At 73.4% G+C, this 16,569-nt stretch carries 15 protein-coding genes and 1 pseudogene; 8 read left to right on the forward strand and 8 right to left on the reverse strand.

Annotated features, from left to right (window positions below):
• Window positions 1-1,177, reverse strand: a pseudogene (locus ACFVU9_RS31380) (hypothetical protein); the annotation flags it as partial.
• Between the two features lie 302 nt (window positions 1,178-1,479).
• Between ACFVU9_RS31380 and ACFVU9_RS31385 the strand changes: the two are divergent.
• On the forward strand, window positions 1,480-1,704 hold the full coding sequence (locus ACFVU9_RS31385; protein ID WP_387599176.1) for a hypothetical protein: 225 nt from the start codon (window positions 1,480-1,482) through the stop codon (window positions 1,702-1,704).
• Between the two features lie 402 nt (window positions 1,705-2,106).
• On the opposite strand, the gene ACFVU9_RS31390 is transcribed toward ACFVU9_RS31385, so the two are convergent.
• The 3 genes from ACFVU9_RS31390 to ACFVU9_RS31400 form a co-directional block, all read right to left on the reverse strand.
• Complete coding sequence (locus ACFVU9_RS31390; protein WP_387599178.1) at window positions 2,107-3,327, reverse strand: RNA-guided endonuclease InsQ/TnpB family protein; 1,221 nt, start codon at window positions 3,325-3,327, stop codon at window positions 2,107-2,109.
• A gap of 445 nt (window positions 3,328-3,772) precedes the next feature.
• Entirely contained in the window at window positions 3,773-4,303 is a 531-nt protein-coding gene (locus ACFVU9_RS31395; protein ID WP_387599181.1) for a hypothetical protein, read from the reverse strand.
• 91 nt (window positions 4,304-4,394) lie between these two features.
• The gene (locus tag ACFVU9_RS31400) at window positions 4,395-4,892 is read right to left on the reverse strand and encodes a hypothetical protein (protein WP_387599183.1); all 498 of its coding nucleotides are present in this window, start codon (window positions 4,890-4,892) and stop codon (window positions 4,395-4,397) included.
• Window positions 4,893-5,162: 270 nt separating this feature from the next.
• Here ACFVU9_RS31400 and ACFVU9_RS31405 point away from each other — a divergent pair, with 270 nt between their 5' ends.
• Window positions 5,163-6,065 (forward strand): peptidase inhibitor family I36 protein, encoded by a 903-nt coding sequence (locus ACFVU9_RS31405; RefSeq protein WP_387599186.1) that lies wholly within the window; start codon window positions 5,163-5,165, stop codon window positions 6,063-6,065.
• 100 nt (window positions 6,066-6,165) lie between these two features.
• On the opposite strand, the gene ACFVU9_RS31410 is transcribed toward ACFVU9_RS31405, so the two are convergent.
• Entirely contained in the window at window positions 6,166-7,416 is a 1,251-nt protein-coding gene (locus tag ACFVU9_RS31410; RefSeq protein WP_387599189.1) for a glycosyltransferase, read from the reverse strand.
• A gap of 208 nt (window positions 7,417-7,624) precedes the next feature.
• Here ACFVU9_RS31410 and ACFVU9_RS31415 point away from each other — a divergent pair, with 208 nt between their 5' ends.
• On the forward strand, window positions 7,625-8,524 hold the full coding sequence (locus ACFVU9_RS31415; RefSeq protein ID WP_387599191.1) for a trypsin-like serine peptidase: 900 nt from the start codon (window positions 7,625-7,627) through the stop codon (window positions 8,522-8,524).
• Window positions 8,525-8,627: 103 nt separating this feature from the next.
• Here ACFVU9_RS31415 and ACFVU9_RS31420 read toward each other — a convergent pair whose 3' ends face one another.
• The gene (locus tag ACFVU9_RS31420) at window positions 8,628-8,852 is read right to left on the reverse strand and encodes a hypothetical protein (protein WP_380448223.1); all 225 of its coding nucleotides are present in this window, start codon (window positions 8,850-8,852) and stop codon (window positions 8,628-8,630) included.
• 150 nt (window positions 8,853-9,002) lie between these two features.
• Here ACFVU9_RS31420 and ACFVU9_RS31425 point away from each other — a divergent pair, with 150 nt between their 5' ends.
• The gene (locus ACFVU9_RS31425) at window positions 9,003-9,698 is read left to right on the forward strand and encodes a hypothetical protein (RefSeq protein WP_387599194.1); all 696 of its coding nucleotides are present in this window, start codon (window positions 9,003-9,005) and stop codon (window positions 9,696-9,698) included.
• Between the two features lie 97 nt (window positions 9,699-9,795).
• On the opposite strand, the gene ACFVU9_RS31430 is transcribed toward ACFVU9_RS31425, so the two are convergent.
• Entirely contained in the window at window positions 9,796-10,341 is a 546-nt protein-coding gene (locus ACFVU9_RS31430) for a DUF2165 domain-containing protein (RefSeq protein WP_387599197.1), read from the reverse strand.
• A gap of 347 nt (window positions 10,342-10,688) precedes the next feature.
• Here ACFVU9_RS31430 and ACFVU9_RS31435 point away from each other — a divergent pair, with 347 nt between their 5' ends.
• Together ACFVU9_RS31435 and ACFVU9_RS31440 are read left to right on the forward strand one after the other, a co-directional pair.
• On the forward strand, window positions 10,689-11,096 hold the full coding sequence (locus tag ACFVU9_RS31435) for a hypothetical protein (protein ID WP_387599199.1): 408 nt from the start codon (window positions 10,689-10,691) through the stop codon (window positions 11,094-11,096).
• 71 nt (window positions 11,097-11,167) lie between these two features.
• Window positions 11,168-11,584 carry a hypothetical protein gene (locus tag ACFVU9_RS31440; RefSeq protein ID WP_387599202.1) on the forward strand — a complete coding sequence of 139 codons (417 nt, stop codon included), beginning with the start codon at window positions 11,168-11,170 and terminating at the stop codon, window positions 11,582-11,584.
• Between the two features lie 136 nt (window positions 11,585-11,720).
• On the opposite strand, the gene ACFVU9_RS31445 is transcribed toward ACFVU9_RS31440, so the two are convergent.
• On the reverse strand, window positions 11,721-12,704 hold the full coding sequence (locus ACFVU9_RS31445; RefSeq protein ID WP_387599205.1) for a helix-turn-helix domain-containing protein: 984 nt from the start codon (window positions 12,702-12,704) through the stop codon (window positions 11,721-11,723).
• Window positions 12,705-13,038: 334 nt separating this feature from the next.
• Here ACFVU9_RS31445 and ACFVU9_RS31450 point away from each other — a divergent pair, with 334 nt between their 5' ends.
• Complete coding sequence (locus tag ACFVU9_RS31450; RefSeq protein ID WP_387599208.1) at window positions 13,039-15,696, forward strand: MXAN_6230/SCO0854 family RING domain-containing protein; 2,658 nt, start codon at window positions 13,039-13,041, stop codon at window positions 15,694-15,696.
• A 123-nt stretch (window positions 15,697-15,819) separates the two neighbouring features.
• Entirely contained in the window at window positions 15,820-16,533 is a 714-nt protein-coding gene (locus ACFVU9_RS31455) for a DsbA family oxidoreductase (protein WP_380448215.1), read from the forward strand.
• Window positions 16,534-16,569 lie beyond the last annotated feature (36 nt).

Below are 16,569 nucleotides of genomic sequence, written 5' to 3' on the forward strand. Positions count from 1 at the left end.
CGGCGGCACTGGCCGCGTCGCGCGCGGCACGGGCGGCGGCGGCACCGGAGCGCCCGGCGTCGGCGCTCGCACTGGCCGCCGCGGAGGCGGCGCCGGCAGCGTCCCGGGCACCCTTGGCGGCGTCACGGGCCTGCTGGGCGGCGGCGCTGGCGGCACCGGCCTCGTTCCGGTTGCCCGCGGCCGACGCGGCGGCCCGGTACGCCCTGGAGGCGGCCTGCTCGGCCGCGGCCGCGGCCGAGGCGGCCGACTGCGCGGCCGAGGCGGCCGTGCGCGCGGCGGCGACGGCTGCGTTCGAGGCGGAGATCGCCGTCTCCGCGGCGGCGGCCGCGCCCTCGGCGGCCTGCGCGGCGCTGTTGGCCGCCGCACCCGCCTTGTTGACGTCATCCTTGGCGGCGGCGGCCTCGGTGGCGGCCCGCTGCGCGGCGTCCTTCGCCGTGCGCGCGGCGTCCTCGGCACGGGCGCCGGCCTGCTTGGCGCTCTCGGTCTCGTTCTTGGCGCGCTGGCCGGCCTCCTTGGCCGCCTGGGCGAGCTGGGCGATCGAGAGCGTCTCCTGGTCCCGGGTCCGGGCCAGGTACTGGCCCTTCTCCAGGAACGCCCGGACGTCCTGCGCCGTCCCGGCGAGCGCCCGCTGCGCCTGCTTGGTGTACTCGGGCCCGGGGTTCTGGCCGAGCGCGGCGAAGACGGCGAACCGGTCGTCCTCCTCCTGCGCCTTGGCCTGACCCGTGGTCAGGAAGTCTTCCAGCGCCTTCTGGCTGCCGTCGTTCAGCGCCTTGGCGGCGGCCGCCTGGACACCCGCCTCACTGTTGTTCAGCACGTAGAAGACCGCCGCCCGGCGGTCTTCGTTCATCGGCTTCTGCCAGCCCGACGTGACGAACGCGTGGACGTCCGCGTCGGTACCGTTCAGCGCCTTCGTGGCGGCCTCGCGGACGCCCACACCGGTGTCGCTGAGCATCTTCAGGACGGCGAAGCGCTCGTCCTCGGCGGAAGCCCGGGCCAGGGTCTCGCCGAGGAACCTGGTGAGGTCCGCATCGGAACCGACCAGCGCCTTCGCGGCGGCGTCCTTGGTCGAGACGCCGCCCAACTCCCAGGCCTCGACGACCTTGCCGCGGACGTCAGCCGGCAGCGGCGCCGGCCCGACATCGGACGGCAGGGCCTGGGCGGTGGTCGTACCGGCCACGGTGGCGGCAAGAGTGAGTGCTATCAGAGTAGAAAGTTTCTTGCGGACCCGCCGCTCCTGCGGCAATCCCGTCCGATTTGTCGTGTAGGTCATGACCCCTCACGTTTTCCCCCTGGCCCGTCAGGGCCCCTTTGCAGCAGGACAGTTGTCCCGGCACCGCGAGGAGCATAGTTGTACACTGACCAAATTTCGAACATCTTTTCAGATTGTCTGATTGTGCACGCACTGGCTTGATCTCTGCACTGCCGAGTCTTGGTCATCGCAAAACGGACAGCGGAGATTGATGGGGCATCATCTGGCGGATGCCCCATCAGACGCATCGTCAGGCCGGGGGCCCGAGTACCGGCCCGGCAGGGGAGGGCGGCGCGCCGGCACGACGGGGCCGGGGACGGCGGCCGGCCGACGAGGTACACCGCGACATCCTCGCCGCCGCCGGCACGGTGCTCTTCGGCGAAGGCATGGCGGGCTTGGGCGAACTGGGCCGTACCACCGGGAAGATCGTGCTCGCGGTGACCGACCGCGAGTGACCCGGGTGGGGAACCCGCCGGCAGCGGCGGCCGTGCCCGGCGGCGCGTGAAGAGCACCGGCGTATCCGGCGACCTCCTCACCCTGCCGGTGCCTCACGTTCGGCGCTGCCGGACGGTGGCCCGGCCGGCCCGGCGCCGAAACACGGGGCCACGGCCCGGTTCCGCCGTGGCCCCGGACCCGGTCGTCGTCCTCGTCGTCCCGAAGGGCACACCCTGAACGCGCCCGGCCGGCGTCGGGCCCCATGACGTCCGTCATCTCGCCTTGCTGACACATCGCCGCCACCTGCGGCCGAACCGGCGTGCGAAACTGATGATCATGACCGGGGCGGGCACGTCCCGGCGGGGAACGACACCACGGGGGACACCGTGACTCCTCCCCCGGCTGAAGCCGGGGGCTTCTCGCTAACCCTGGCGGGCGTTGCGACGGACCAGCCCGGCCCGTAGAACGTTGACGGCTCCCACCGTGTCGGCGTGCGCCGTGTGGCCGCAGGCGACGCAGTGGAAGGTGTCCTGTGTGGGCCAGTTCTTTGCCGCGACGTACCCGCACTCCGGGCGCGGGCAGGTGCGGGAGGTGTTGCGGGGGTCCACGGCGATCACTTCCCGGCCGGCGCTTTCAGCCTTGCTGGTGAGGATCGTGAGGAACACCCCCCAACCGGCATCGTTGATCGACTTGTTCAGCCCGGCCTTGGCCGCCGCTCCGTTGGGCAGGAAGCCACCCGGCTGGTCGGGGTCGGGCTTCGGCACGGGAGCCTTGACCATGCTGCGGATCCTGAGGTCTTCGTGCGCGATGAAATCGTGCGCGCGGACCAGGCCCAGCGCGGTCTTGTGCGCGTGGTCGAGGCGCTGGCGGCGCACCTTGCCGTGCAGCCCGGAAACCTTCTCGACCGCCCGCCGGTGATTCGCCGTGCGGTCCTTGGCCTTGCAGCGCGGGAACCGGGACAGAGTCCGCTGTGCGGCTTCGAGCTTCGCGGCGGCCTTCCGCCCGTGGCGCGGGTTGGGCACGAACCCGCCGCCCGAGTCGGCGAGGAAGTTGGCTATGCCCACGTCGATGCCGACCACGGAGCCGGTCGCGGGCAGCGGCTGGGGCTCGCCCTGTTCGGCGGTCAGCACGACGAACCACCTGCGGCCCTCGCGCTTGACGGACACGGTCTTGACCCTGCCGACCACCGGCCGGTGCCGGTTGACCTTGACGTGCCCGACGCCCTGGAACCGGACACGGGTCACCCGGTCGTGCGGCGTGGAATCCCAGCGGCAGCCGTCACCGTCCTTCGGGAAGTCCACCGTGCCGAACCAGCTCACCCCCCGAAAGCGCGGGTAACCGGGCGTCTCGCCGGACTTGACCCGGCGGAAGAACCCGGCGAACGCCTTGTCCAGGCGACGCAGCGTCGCCTGCTGCGAGGAGAACGACCAGCGGCCCTGGCGCTCCGGGTCGAACGCCCGGATCTCCTTGAGCTGCGCCGACTGCATCCCGTACGTGATGCCGGTCTTCGAGACGTGCCGGTAGGCGTCGCGGCGTTCCTGCAACGCCCCGTTGTAGAGCGAACAGTGATCCCGAAGCATCTCCGACAGTGCCTGCGCCTGGCCCACGGTGGGCCGCATGAGGAACTTGTACGCACGGATCATCCAGCCCACCCCCTTTCGGTCGATGTGGTCAAGCTAGTGCACCCCACTGACAACGCAGCGTTCTCCGCCGCTTCGCGGCTCCGGGCCAAGGATGCATCCCTCCCCGGCTGAAGCCGGGGATACCCTGCAAGATCAGGGATGGCCCTGGTGATGGCCGGCGTCACCGTCGGCCTGCTGGTGTACGTCCAGCGGACCGCACTCGCCGCCCTGGTCACCGCGGGCAAGGCCACCGCCTGACCCCCTTCCCGGCCGAGCCTCGCCGGGGCCGTTGTCCGAGGCGCGCGCTACGCTACGGCGGCCCCGAGAAGGCACTGGAGGCCGCCGCGCTGCCCAGGTGCACCGGCGGAACCGGCAACGGTTCGGGGGCGACGGCCGACCCGGCCCGGGGGCCTCGCCGCCGGCGAGTGGGGGCAGGCTCGGCGGGAGGCCCTTCGTGGTCGGGTTGTCAGTCCGTCAGGTTGACCGGGTGGTAGGCCTGGTAGCCGTCGTGCGCGTCGAGGCCGTAGGTGTGGACGTGGGTACGGGTTCCGACGCCGCCGGCCTGTTCGTACGACTCGTACGCGGTGTGCCGGGCGTCGGTCCAGCGGTCGAAGATCACCACGTGGCGCCGCTTGCTGCTGTCGCTGTCGGCCTTGATGACGAGGTCGCCCTGCTTGAGCTCGCTCATCGGGATGGGCTTGGTCCAGCCGTCGTTCTTGAGTCCGACGGTGTTGGGGCCGGCCTTGGGCAGCTTGAGCGCCATGGAGACGTACCCGGAGCAGTCCTCGCGCCAGCCGTCGGTCCAGTCGTGGTTCTGGTCGTAGGGGACGGGCCTGCCGTGGTCGGCGGTCAGCCAGGTCCGGGCCCGGGCGATCTCCTCGCTGCGGCTGATCTTCGGCGCGGCGCCGGTGACGCCCGTCGGGGCGGCGGCGACGGCGGGCCCGGTGAGGGCGAGGGCGGCGAGCAGCGCCGCGCCGGCAACACCTGCACGGTTCATCGGTGTGGTCCTTGCGTTGTGGGCGGGTTGGTTTCGGTCACGCGTGGGGTCGGGGGACCCGCGGATCCGACCCGGGTCCCTGGGGGGCGGGTCAGTTCCACGTGACGGGCGTGGTGACGTACGTCGTGTCGCCGCTGGTCAGCCCGCCCACGACGGCGGCCGCGTCGGGCGAGGGCGCGGACCGGGGCGACGGGTAGTCCCAGACGAAGCTGGGGTCGCTCGGGGCGCAGGCCCGGAAGGCGCCGTTGTCGTCGCCTCCGCCGCCCTTCGGGGTGCCGTGCCCGTTGGCCCACCGCCAGTGGAAGCGCAGGCCGTCGGCGCAGCCCCCGCTGCGCTTGGCGTAGTGGATGCGGACGCTGGTGACCTGGTGCGTGGCCTTGTGGCCGCAGACCTGGACGATCAGCTCGTTGCTGTCGCCGATCCGGTCGTGGCCCGCCCCCAGGTCGGTCGAGCCGTCCGGGCAGGGCAGGGACCGGGCGGTCTCCTGCGCCCGCGGCTGGGCCGAGGCCGTGGTCGTGGCCGTGGTGGCGGCCAGGGGCAGGAAGGCGCAGGCGACGGCGGCGGCCAGCGTCGTGCGGGTGCGGGTCATGGGATGAGTCCTGTCTTTTCGGGTCTCTTCGGGTGGGTCGGGTGGCCGGCGGCGGGCGGCCTGAAGCCGCCGCATCGTGGGGCCGCGAGGCTCGTTGGACCGGTCGGGCGGACGGCCCGGCCCGGCCCGGGGTCCATGTCAGCGGGCGGCGAGCGGGCCGGGCCAGTACGGGTCGTTCGGCCGAACGGCATCCGCGCAGGCCGGAGCCGGTGTGCGGAAGCGTTCGGCGCCGGTTCGGGCCGAATTCGGTGCAGAGGTGAGTGAGGGAGCATGGGGGCAGCCGAGCGGTTCACCGAGGAGCTGCGGAAGCTGTACGAGGCCGCGGGCGCGCCGACGTACCGTCAGCTGGCCGACCAGGGAATGCGGCAGCAGCCGCAGGTCAAGGTCGGTGTCGCCACGCTGTGCGACTGGCTGAACGGGCGCAGCATCCCCAGTGACGCGAAGGTGGCGCGTTTCGTGGTGGAGGTGCTCGAAGCGCGTGCGCAGCGGCGGGGCGCCGCCGCGAAACGCGGTTGGGCGTACTGGGAGGAGTTGCGCCGCGCGGCGATCGACGAACGGCGCAAACCCTCGCAGCCCCCGCGGCCTCCCGGCCCCGGCGATGACGCCGGTCGTTCACGGCTCTCGCGGCGGGGGCGGCTCGGTCTGCTGGCCGGAGCCGTCCTGGCCGTGGCCGGCGCCGCCACGGTGGCCGTGCTGGTGTTCCTTCCCTCCGGCCGGGAGCCCGCCCCCTCCGACTCGGGGAGCGCGGTCCCCGGTGCTCCCCCGGTCCCGGCGATCGCGGACGCCCACGGCGGCCGTGCGGTGGTCGACGTGCCGTCCGGGCCCGGCCGCTTCTACGTGGCGCACGAGGTCCAGGGCCCCGACGCGTGCCCGAGGAACTGGGTCTGCCTGTTCGAGAACCAGTCCTTCAACGAGCGGCCGGGATGGATGCTGCTGGCCGACGCGTCCGGCCCCTACGACCTGGACGCCGCCCACGACAAGGCGGCGTCCTCCGTCGTCAACAACACGGCCGTGGACGTCGCCCTGCACGTCGAGCACAGCTTCCTGTCCCCGTACGTCCATGCCGACCCGTACACGCGCATCACCGACCTGAGAGCCCCCGACAAGGGCACCCCGTCCCTGGTGAACATCCTCACCGACGGGCACGCCTGGACGCCCGGCACCCTGCCGTGACCGCTGCCCGCACCGGGGCCCCGGCGTTGCCGGACGGCGTGCCGGCGCCGCGGTCCGCGTCCCCTCGGACGGGTCCGCGGTGGCGGTGGCCTCGCCGGCCTCAGGCGTTGGCCAGCCGGTCCACGGCTGCGACGACCGGGGCCGTCCCGTCCTCCGCCCGGATGCGGGCGCCCAGGGCACGGGCCCGCTCCCGGTAGGACGGGTCGGTGGTGACACTCAGCAGCGCGGCGGTCAGCGCCGGAGCGGTGAGGCCGCGCAACGGTACGGCCCGGGGCGCGACGCCCAGGGCGGCCAGGCGGGCGGCCCAGAAACCGGTGTCGAGCTGGAGGGGAAGCGGGACCGCGGGCACCCCCGCGCGCAGGGCCGCCGCCGTGGTGCCCGCTCCGCCGTGGTGCACCACGGCGGCGGTCTGCGGGAAGAGCACGGCGTGCGGGAGGTCGTCGACGGTGAGCATGTCGTCGCCGTCGGCCTCCAGACCGCTCCAGCCGCGCTGGACCACCCCGCGCAGCCCGGCCGCGCGCAGGGCCCGCACCACCGTCGCGCCCAGCCGCGCCGGGTCGCGCACCGGGATGCTGCCCAGCCCGACGAAGACCGGCGGCGGGCCGGCCGCCAGGAACTCCCGGACGCGCTGGGGCAGTCCGGCGCCCGGCGGGTCGTACTGCCACCAGTAGCCGTCGACGGTCAGCTCCGGGCGCCAGTCGCGGGGCCGGGGGACGACGAGCGGGCTGAAGCCGTGCCGGACGGACCAGCGCTGCCGTTCACGGGCGTGGCGGGCGGCGCGGGTACTGCGGGGCGGCAGGCCGAGGCGGGCCCGCAACGTGCGGGCGGTCTCGGAGTAGACGGCGTCCACGGCGGCGTTCACGGCCCGCGCGGCGATCCGGTTGCCGACCGGCCCCAAGGACCGGGTGCTCATGACGCTCGGAGCGAACTCACCGGTGGCGTGGAGAGGCTGGAGGTAGACGCCCATGCCGGGCAGCCCGAGCCCCTCGGCGAGGGTGTGACCCGGCAACTGCAACGAGCTCGACACGAGCAGCACATCGGCCTCCTGGGCGGCCGCCAGCAGGCCCTCCGCCATCTGCCGCGCGCCCTGCCGGGCGAGCAGGAAGGCCCGGGCCCGCTGCTCCACGTCGTTGGCGCTGCGCCGCAGCGCACGCCCCCGCTCGGTCTCCAGCTCCGCCCGCGGATCCACCGGCAGCGGATGGAAGCCGATGCCCGCGTCCTCGGCGAGGGAGGCGAAACGGGCGTGGGTGACCAGGGTGACCCGGTGCCCGGCCCGTTCCAGCGCGTGCCCCAGGCCGGTGTAGGGAGCCGCGTCACCACGCGAACCGGCGGTCAACAGAGCCACTCTCATGGACGGTTAGTATGCCGAATTTGCCAACTCGCGTCAGCCGAACGGAAATACCGTGGGGACCTTCCGGTACGCCGGCCACCGGCCCGGGCCGGCCGTGGTCGCCGGTGCAGTCGTTGGCACGTTGTTGACCAATTGTTGACGTGCCACTTCCAAGCTGACGGGACAGCACATCCCGACATCCCGCAGTCAAGAAAGGACACCCATGCGCATGCGCGGTCTCCTCACAGCACTGGTGGCATCGGTGGCGGCCCTCGGCCTGGCCGTGCCGGTCTCGTCCGCCGCACCGGCCGCCGGCACCGGGCCGATCGAGCGGGTCGGCAGCAAGAGCCACGTCCTGATCAACCCGGCGAACGCCGGCAGTACGAGCTGGGCTCCCGACCAGGAGAGCTCCCTCGGCGGCCGGCCGCTGACGATCCACGCGACCGAACCGACCGCCAACCCCAAGGCCGGCACGAGGGTCGCCGCCAGTGCGACGGCCGCCGGCAAGGCCAGCGTCTGGGGCACCACCGGGCGGCTGCTCACCGGGAACGGCGTGTGCACCGCCAATGTCGTCTCCAGCGCCAACCGCGACGTCATCGCCACGGCCCGGCACTGCGTGGAGGGCGGGCACGACTTCTCGTTCGCTCCCGGCTACGACGCGGGGAACGCCCCCCACGGCTGGTGGAGCTGGCGGGCGGCCGGCTGGGTCGACGCCCCCGCTCCGCAGGGCGACATCGCCTTCATCGTGCTGAACACGCTGAACGGACAGCACATCGCGGACGTCGTCGGGGCCACCGGCATCGGGTTCAACCGGGACATCAACAACTACGCGCACATCATCGGCATCCCCGGAGTGGTTCCCGCCGAGCGGGAGCACATGCTCTGGTGCGGCGGCCAGCCGGTGGCCGGCCCCGAGCAGCCGTCCACCGCGCGGATCGACAACTGCATCGGACTGGGCGGAGGTGCCAGCGGCGGACCGTTCTTCGTCAACTACGACCAGAACGACGGTTCGGCCGTGCAGACCGGCGACTTCGTCACGGGCAACAGCTGGCAGGGCAAGTGGTGGGCGGTGAGCGCCTACTTCCGCGACGACGCCTACAACGTCTTCAACGGGGCGCAGAACGCCTGACCGCGCACACGGCACCGCTCCCCCGCCGCCCCGGTGCTCCAGCCGGCCGGACCTCAGGTCCTGCCCGGTGGAGTACCGGGGCTGCCGCGCAGCCGGCCGGACCCTACCTGCGGTACCTCTCCAGGTCGTCGACGGTCAGGCCGTGGGTGCTGTGCATGGCGATCGAGCTGTAGGAGGAGCGGGCGGCCCGCAGCCGGGCCGTGCGCTCCTGCTCGGCAAGCAGTCCTTCGACGGTCTCGGTCCGGTTGTCGGGTCTGCGGTGCAGGTGGACGGCGAGGCCGGTCACGATGACGGCGAGGCCCGCGAACAAGGCGATCAGCGTGGCCATGGCGCCCCCTCGGGTAGCTGCCGAACACTCGGTATGCACCCGGACGATCGGAGGTTCGAACCTCGCGGAATCCGGTCCGTGAGCGTTCGGACACGGCCGGCGTCCAGGGCCCGGCCGGGTGACCGGCGCGAAGGCCCTAGGCTCGTCCGCATGGGTCGTGACGGGCGAGGGAGTGACAGCGTGGTCCGGGTGCCGGTGCCGCCGTTGGGCAGCCACGAGTGCGGCCGGCTCTTCCACCGGCTGCTGCAGCTCTTCCTGCGGGACCTGAAGGACGCCGGGCAGCCGGTCGGCAGGCACCAGTACCTGCTCGGCGCCGTGGTGCAGCTGCACGAGCCCGCCCGGGCGGAAGGCGGCGGCTCCGAGGCGCGGCAGCCGCGCTGCGCGTGCTGCCGCACGCCCTACCCGTGCCGCACCGTGCTCGGCGTGGCGGTGAGCGCCGGGCTGCCCATCCCCTGGCCGTCCCCGGCCTCCGTGGTCCCTGCGCTGCGTGATGCGGGGCTGGACCCCGGGCCCGGGGGCGAGGTCACGGCGGAGCACGTGCGCTGGGCGCGCGGCTGGGGCGCGCAGCGCACGGCACAGGGGGGCTGGGAGATCGGCATCACGGTCGACCGGGGCGAGGTCGAGACCCTGGCCGTACCGGACGACGCGGCGATGGCCCGCTACCTCGCCGCGACGGCGGTGGCCCTGGGCAGCCCGTACCCGTACGGCTGGGCCGAGGACGCGGGCGAGGCGGCGGCGGTGCGGCCGGCGGCGCACGAACAGGCGGCGGACTGGCGGGAACGGGTGCAACTGCCCTACCTGGACGCGCACCGGGAGTACGGGGCTCCCGGGGACGACGCGAGCTGACGGCGCCTCGGGGGCTGGAAGGTGAAAGTCGGCGGTGCCGGAGAGGTGGCGGGCGGCGGAGGTGCCGACCGGGCGGGCAGCACCGGCGCGCGTCCTCTCACTCCGACGGGGTGTGCGGGCGGTACGGCAGGTTCACCACCACCAGGGCCAGTCCGGCCAGGGTGACGTTGCGGATCGCCGCGTCCAGGCCGTTCCACGTCTTCGACTGCCACATGGCGAACCACTCGCTGCCGATCCCGATGAACCCGACGCCGAAGAGCAGCAGCATCAGCAGCAGGCCGAGGCTGCTGAGCCGGCGCGCCAGGTCCGGCCGCAGCCACCAGGCGAACGTCCCGCCCGTCAGCACCAGGGCGCTCAGCGCCTCCCAGGCGATGATCGCGACGTACGCCGCGTTCTGCAGGCCCGGGGACGTGATGGAGCGCCACATCAGGTTCCCGTCCCGGAAGGTGGTGTCCATCGCCAGCACGTGCTGGACGAAGTGCTGGTTGGTGGGGAAGTCGGTGACGTTCCCGAAGACGACGAGCAGCAGGTAGAGCGCGTTCGTCCCGGTGAGCACGGCCGCTGCCGCGGGCAGTGAGCCGAACGCGAGCAGGCGGTCGCGGGTGGTGGCGGGACCCGGGCTTGCGGGGCGGGTGGTCTGCATGCGGAAAAGGCTAACCGCTCAAGGGAGTTGGCCGGCGGTGCCGGCTCCCACGCCGGACCGGCCCGGAACCCGAGGACCATCTTCACGACCATCCCACGTGATTCCCGCTCCCCCAAGGATGACAGCCGCCGGTTCCTCGGATCCCGTCCTCATCCCGAGCGGTGGTGTCCCGGCAGGTCACGGCGGGGCCCGTCCCTGGGACGTCCCGTCCGGCACACGGGCGCTTGTCCGTCCACCGGCGCGCTGCTCAGCTTGGGGTCACTCGCCGTCGGGCCTTCCCGGCTCGGCCCTCGCCGCCTTCATGGAGGCGGCTTCTCGACGGCAATCCCACTGACAGGAGTTCCCTCGTGCGTCGTCCTTCGACGGCTGTCGCCGCCCGGTTCGCCACCGCGCTCGGATTCGCGCTGGCGGCCTGCGGCGTGTTCGCGGCCCCGGCCTCTGCCGCGGTCGACCTCCACCAGCCCTGCCGCGATTTCTGGGGCAACAGGGTGTGCACCACGGTGACCGCCATCAACCCGGGCTCCTACCTCGCAATGCACCTCGCACCGGACTACGCCCACGGAGTCCAGGAGGGCGTGCAGCTCCACAACGGTGACGAGGTGCCGCTCTTCTGCTGGACCACCGGGGCGCCCGATGCCGACGGACACGGGGACCGCTACTGGTTCCAGGTCTCCGAAGCCACCGTCTTCGTGAACGACTACTACCTCAACACCGGAAACTACGCGGACTGGTCGCCGCACGTCAGCCACTGCTGACGGCCCGGCTCCGGGGCGTCGGTCCCCGTTCCCCGCACGAAACAATCCGAGAGCACAGAGGAGAGAGCAGCATGCAGACAGTCAAAAAGTCCCACGGCGTCCGGGCGTTGGCCGTGGCCGCGCTGGCCGGCACGGCGATGAGTCTCGGTTCCGTCGCCCCCGCCCACGCCGTCGGCGGTCCCTCCTGCACGACGACGATCCACGTCTGGGCCAACGGCGTCAACGTCCACAGCCAGTGGGACGACGGCCGGATCCTCCACCAGCCGGTCGTCGCCACGATCAATGCGGGGAACTACTGCGTCGACAGCGAATGGATCGGCGACGAGGCCTCCTACGGGTCCTACCACAACAACCGCTGGGCGTGGATCCAGATCCCCGGAAGCCCCAACTGGGGCTGGATCAGCGGGATCTTCGTCAGCGGCGGCCCCAACGGCGACAGTGACATCCTGGACGTCAACGGACAACCGGTCCCCTACTTCGCGCCGTGATCCGTCCCACGGGCTGATCCTCGCCTGCCCGGAAGGGCCGCTACCGCACGCCTCACCCGGTCGCGGAGCACCTTCCGGTCCGGCACCCCGCACAACGGCTGCTCCGTCCCCGGTCCGGGGGCGGAGCAGCCGGCAGTTACCGGGTCGCGAACTGCTCCTGGTAGCGCAGGACATCGGCGACGTACGCGGCGGTCCCCTCGGGCGGGCCCTCGGCCTGGATGACGGCCTTGTCGCTGGTGCGGTAGGCGGCCGCGATCAGGCCCGGGAGGTTGGTGTGCAGGCCGCTCTGTTTGATCCGCTGGTCCAGCCAGCAGGTGTACAGGCCCATCGTGGCGATCGCGTCCGCAGGGGACATGTAGTCCTTCACCCCGTCACCGTTGCCGTCCACCGCCCAGGCGTTGAAGACTGCCGGGGTCCACCGGGCGATCCCGTACTCGTCCGCCTTCGGGTCGCGCAGGTCCGGGTCGAAACCGCTCTCGACCTTGAGCATCGCCGCCAGCAGCGCCGGGGTCACCTCGGCCTCGGTGCACCGCCTCGCGGCGAGTTCGATGGCGCCGCGGAACTGCTCCGGCACGGCCGCGTCCGCACGGATCGCGCCGGGCACCGCCGTTGCGGTGCGCGGCGCAGGGGGTGATGCCCCGAAAGCCGGGCCGTCCGGCTTCGGATCGGCCTGCGGCGCCGAGGAACCGGTCCCGCCGTCCCGCAGAGCAGGCACAAGCGCACTCACCAGTACTCCGAGGAGCGTCACGGCAGCTGCCGCCAACACCAGCCACGACCGCCTCCTGCGGACGGGCACCACGGTCCCGGCCGTTCCCGGCCCGACGTCGTCGGCCGTCTGCGGGGGCCGCTCCTGCTCGGTGCGTGATGCCGCTGCGGCTTCCCACAGCAGGCGCAGGTCCTCCGGGTCCCGCCCGACCTCGCGGCACAGTGCCTCCACCGCGGCCCACGGTGGCAGGCCGCGACCGGCGAGGTACCGCGACCAGGACGAGTCGCTCACCATGGTCACGCGTTCCAGGTCTTTGAGACTCTTCTTCGTCAGCGAACGCATTTCCCGCAGGCGTTCCGACAGCCGCGCCGTTTCCCGTTCGCCGTCTCGCCGCACCGATGTCGTATCACTCATGTACGCCCTGCCCCCCAGCCGGCGTCGTTCCAGCAACGTTTCGCCGATCCTCGCACCGTCCGTCTCACCGATCGCTTACATATCCCTTTCCCGTCCCACGGGTTGACGTCCCGGCAGGTCACAGTCGGCTTCGTCCCGGGATCCCCAGGGGCGGGCGTGCCGTCCTGCTCCGAGGTGGCCGGAATAAATCGGTGGGCGGTGCCTCGGTGTTCGGCTATGGTCGCCGTGTTGGCGGCTCCGCGGCGCGCTTCCTTCTCTTCTTCCTTCGAAAACCAGTAGCGCGCCCCCTCTCCGCCCCTCCTTACTTTCCGCCTCCGTGGGGGGATCTCTTCGCATGCCCCGAGCCATCGTGGCTCCCTTCGACGTCAGCGTCGATCTCGATCTCGGTTCCTTCCTGCTCCGCCGGCGTGGTGCCCTCGCCGTGGCCCCCGGCGAACTGCTGCCCTCCGCGGATCCGTGGAGCGTTCGGGGCCTGGTGGCCCTCGATGCCGATCTGGTCCGGCGCGGCTACGTCCTCACCACGCAACTGCGCGCCGCGCTGTCCCGCTTGGCGCCGGTGCGGCTCGCCGAGCTGGGCGACGGGCTGCTCGCCCGGATCGACCACCTGCTCGGCGCGGACCGCGAGCACCTGCCGCTGTTCCGCCGCTTCCCGGACGCCGTGCCGGATCACGCGCACGTCCTCTACACCCGGCAGATCAGGGCGTTCCTGCTCAACCAGCCGAACCAGCCCTGCGCGCACTGCGGCCGGCGCGGCGCCGAGGTGGGCGTCGGCGCGCTCGCGCCCTGCGCGCACCTGCTCTGCGCGCCCTGCCTGGACGGCCTGGACGCCGACGGCCGGGGCGGGCAGTGCCCGCTGTGCGGCGCGCGGCTGGCGACCGGCACCTACCTGGGCGAGGACGGCTCGGCCGGACGCAAGGCGGCGCAGGACTTCGGCGGACGGCAGGCCCTGCGCCCGCTGCGGCTGATCACCGCCGACCAGGTCACCGCCGCGATGGCCGAGTTCCACCGCCTGCTGGCCCGCCGCACCCCGCTCTCCCCGCAGGACCGCGACGACCTCGCCGCGCTGCTCGCCCACGCGCCCGAGGACCTGCCGCAGCGCCTGCCCGCGCGGATCCCGCTGCGCGAGACCAAGGCCACCGTCCTCGCCGCCCTGCTGGAGCGCGACGCCACCTCCGCCCTGCCCGTCCTGGCCGAGCGGGTCGACACCGCGACCGACGTGCTGCGGCTGCTCTGGGCGTGGTCCGGCGCCGAGCCCGACCTGCTGCCCGCCACCGCCCGGCGCCTGCGGCTGCGCAACCTGCCGCGGCCGCTGCGCCGGGGCCTGCTGGAGGTCCTGGAGGGCCTGTCCCCCACCGCCCTCGCCGAGGACCTGCGCCGCCACCGCTCGGCCTGGCTGCGCGCGGGCGAACTGCTGCACCCCTACGAGCACCGGCGGCGCTTCCCGAAGGTGACGGCCGCGTTCGTGCTGCTGCGGGAGACGGACCTGCGCACCCACGAGGTGGGCCGGGAGTTCGCCGAGCCGCCCGCGCCGCTGCGCGTGGTCACCACCGGCGACCACACCCGGCTGGCGTTCACCGGTTTCGCCGGGCGGGTCGAATCGCTGCTGGCCGCCGGGGACGCCGCCGGTGCGGTACGGGTGCTGGCCGCGCGCCCGGGCGAGCTGGTCCGCCGGCTGCACCACGTGCTGCGGGTGCACGCCACCACCGATCCCGGCGCCGCACTGCCGCCCGAACTGCTGGAGACGGTGGCCCGGGCCCTGGGCCGGGTCGCCCCCGGGCCGCTGCTGGGCGCGTACGGGCGGCTGCGCGGGAAGCGGACGGCGGGCGAGCGGCGGCTGTACTTCCCCCGGGGGACGGTCTCGCTGGCGCACGCCCGGGAGGACCACGGCACCGTGGTGCCCGCCGAACTCGGCGCCCCGCTCTGCGCGTTGATCGAGGCCGAGCTGCTGAGCCGCAGCGGCGGCGAGCGCTACGACCGCGCGCTGCTGGACGAGGGCCTGGCCGACCTGGTCGCGCCGTTCGCCGAGCGGGCCGCCGCCAAGACCCTGGTGTGCGTGCCGCGCGGGAGCCGGCAGCGGCTGCCGGCCGGCGAGCGGCTGCGGCTGTTCGTGCACTGGATGCAGCCGGAGCACCTGCGGGTGGACCTCGACCTGTCCGTCGCGCTGTACGACGAGCAGTGGCGGTTCAGCGGCCTGTGCGACTACACCAACCTGGTGCACGGCGACCGGGCGGCCGTGCACTCGGGCGACTACGTGTCCGCGCCGCCGCCCGACGGCGCGACGGAGTTCGTCGACCTGGACCTCGCCCGGCTGGCAGCGGGCGGCGCGCGGTACGCGGTGGTGATCGTGTTCAGCTACAACGACGTCGCCTTCGAGCAGCTGACCGAGGCCTTCGCCGGGTTCATGGACCTCGGCGCGACGCCCTCCGGCGGCGAGCACTACCACCCGAGGGCGGTCCGCCAGCGGCTGGACCTGGTCGGGGACGCCAAGGTGTCCGTCCCGATGATCGTCGACCTCGCGCAGCGGCAGTACACCTGGACCGACCTCAACACGGGCGCCGACGGCGGCTACCACAGCGTCCACCGCCACCAGGCCGAGGTCGGCTCGCTCAGCCGCGACGTGCTCGCCCACTTCGGCCCGGAGAACCGGGCCACCCTGTGGGACGTCGCCTGCGCCCGGGCGGCGGCGGGCACGGACGACGTGCACGTGCGCGGCGGCCTCGGCGTGCGGCGGTGGCGGCGGCGCGACGGCGAGGACGTCGGGGCGTTCGCGGCCCGGCTGCGGGCGCGGCGGGACGACGACGGCGCCGGGCAGGCGGAACTGCCGGACGGTGCACGGGCGTTCGTCGCGCTGGTGGACGGGGACGTGCCGGCGCCGGAGAAACTGTCCGGGGCGCTCTACCGGCTCTATCCGGGGCCGGTGGACGCGGCGCCCGAGGAGCTGGAACGGCTGACGGCGGGGGACCTGGTCGCGGCGCTGGCACCCCGCGGCTGAGGAGCTGCGCGGTCGTGGGCCGCCCGTTCAAATATTTCTCACCCTGAAATATTCGGGTGCGCGAGCGCATTCCCGTAAGTACCGGCGCGGGACAGGCCCGCACGGTGAGAGGAGTGCGGTCCCGTGCGCGTCGAAGTGTGGAGCGACATCAACTGCCCGTGGTGCTACATCGGCAAGGCCCGGTTCGAGCAGGCCCTGGCGGTGTTCCCGCACCGCGCGGAGGTGGAGGTCGTGCACCGCTCGTTCGAGCTGGACCCGAACGCGCCGCGCGCGGCCCGTCCCGTGCTCCCGCTGCTCGCCGCGAAGTACGGGATGAGCCTGGAGCAGGCCGAGGCGGCGGACGCCCGGATCGCCGAGAACGCGCGCGCGGAGGGGCTGCCGTACCTGGACGGCGGGCGGGACGCGGCGAACTCCTTCGACATGCACCGGCTGCTGCACTTCGCCAAGGAGAGGGGCCGGCAGGCCGAGCTGCTGGACGCGTTGTACCGGGCCAACTTCGCCGAGGAGCGCTCGGCGTTCGACGAGGAGCGGCTGGTCGAGCTGGCCGTCGGGGCCGGGCTGGACGGCGAGGCGGCCGCCGCCGTGCTGGCCGATCCGCAGGCGTACGCGGAGGCCGTGCGCGAGGACGAGGCGACGGCGAGCGCCATGGGGGCGACGGGTGTGCCGTTCTTCGTCCTCGACCGCCGGCTCGGGGTGTCCGGGGCCCAGCCCGCGGAAACGTTCACGCGGGCGCTGGAGCAGGCCTGGGAGAGCCGGCCGCCGGCACCGCTGGTCCAGGTCGGCGGGGGCGACGCGGACGCCTGCGGGCCGGACGGCTGCGAGCTGCCCCGGCCGTAGGGCCCGTCCGCGCACTCCCGCCGTCCACCCGAAGGT

Origin of the sequence: Kitasatospora sp. NPDC057936 (genome assembly GCF_042887525.1) — a bacterium.
GTDB lineage: Bacteria > Actinomycetota > Actinomycetes > Streptomycetales > Streptomycetaceae > Kitasatospora.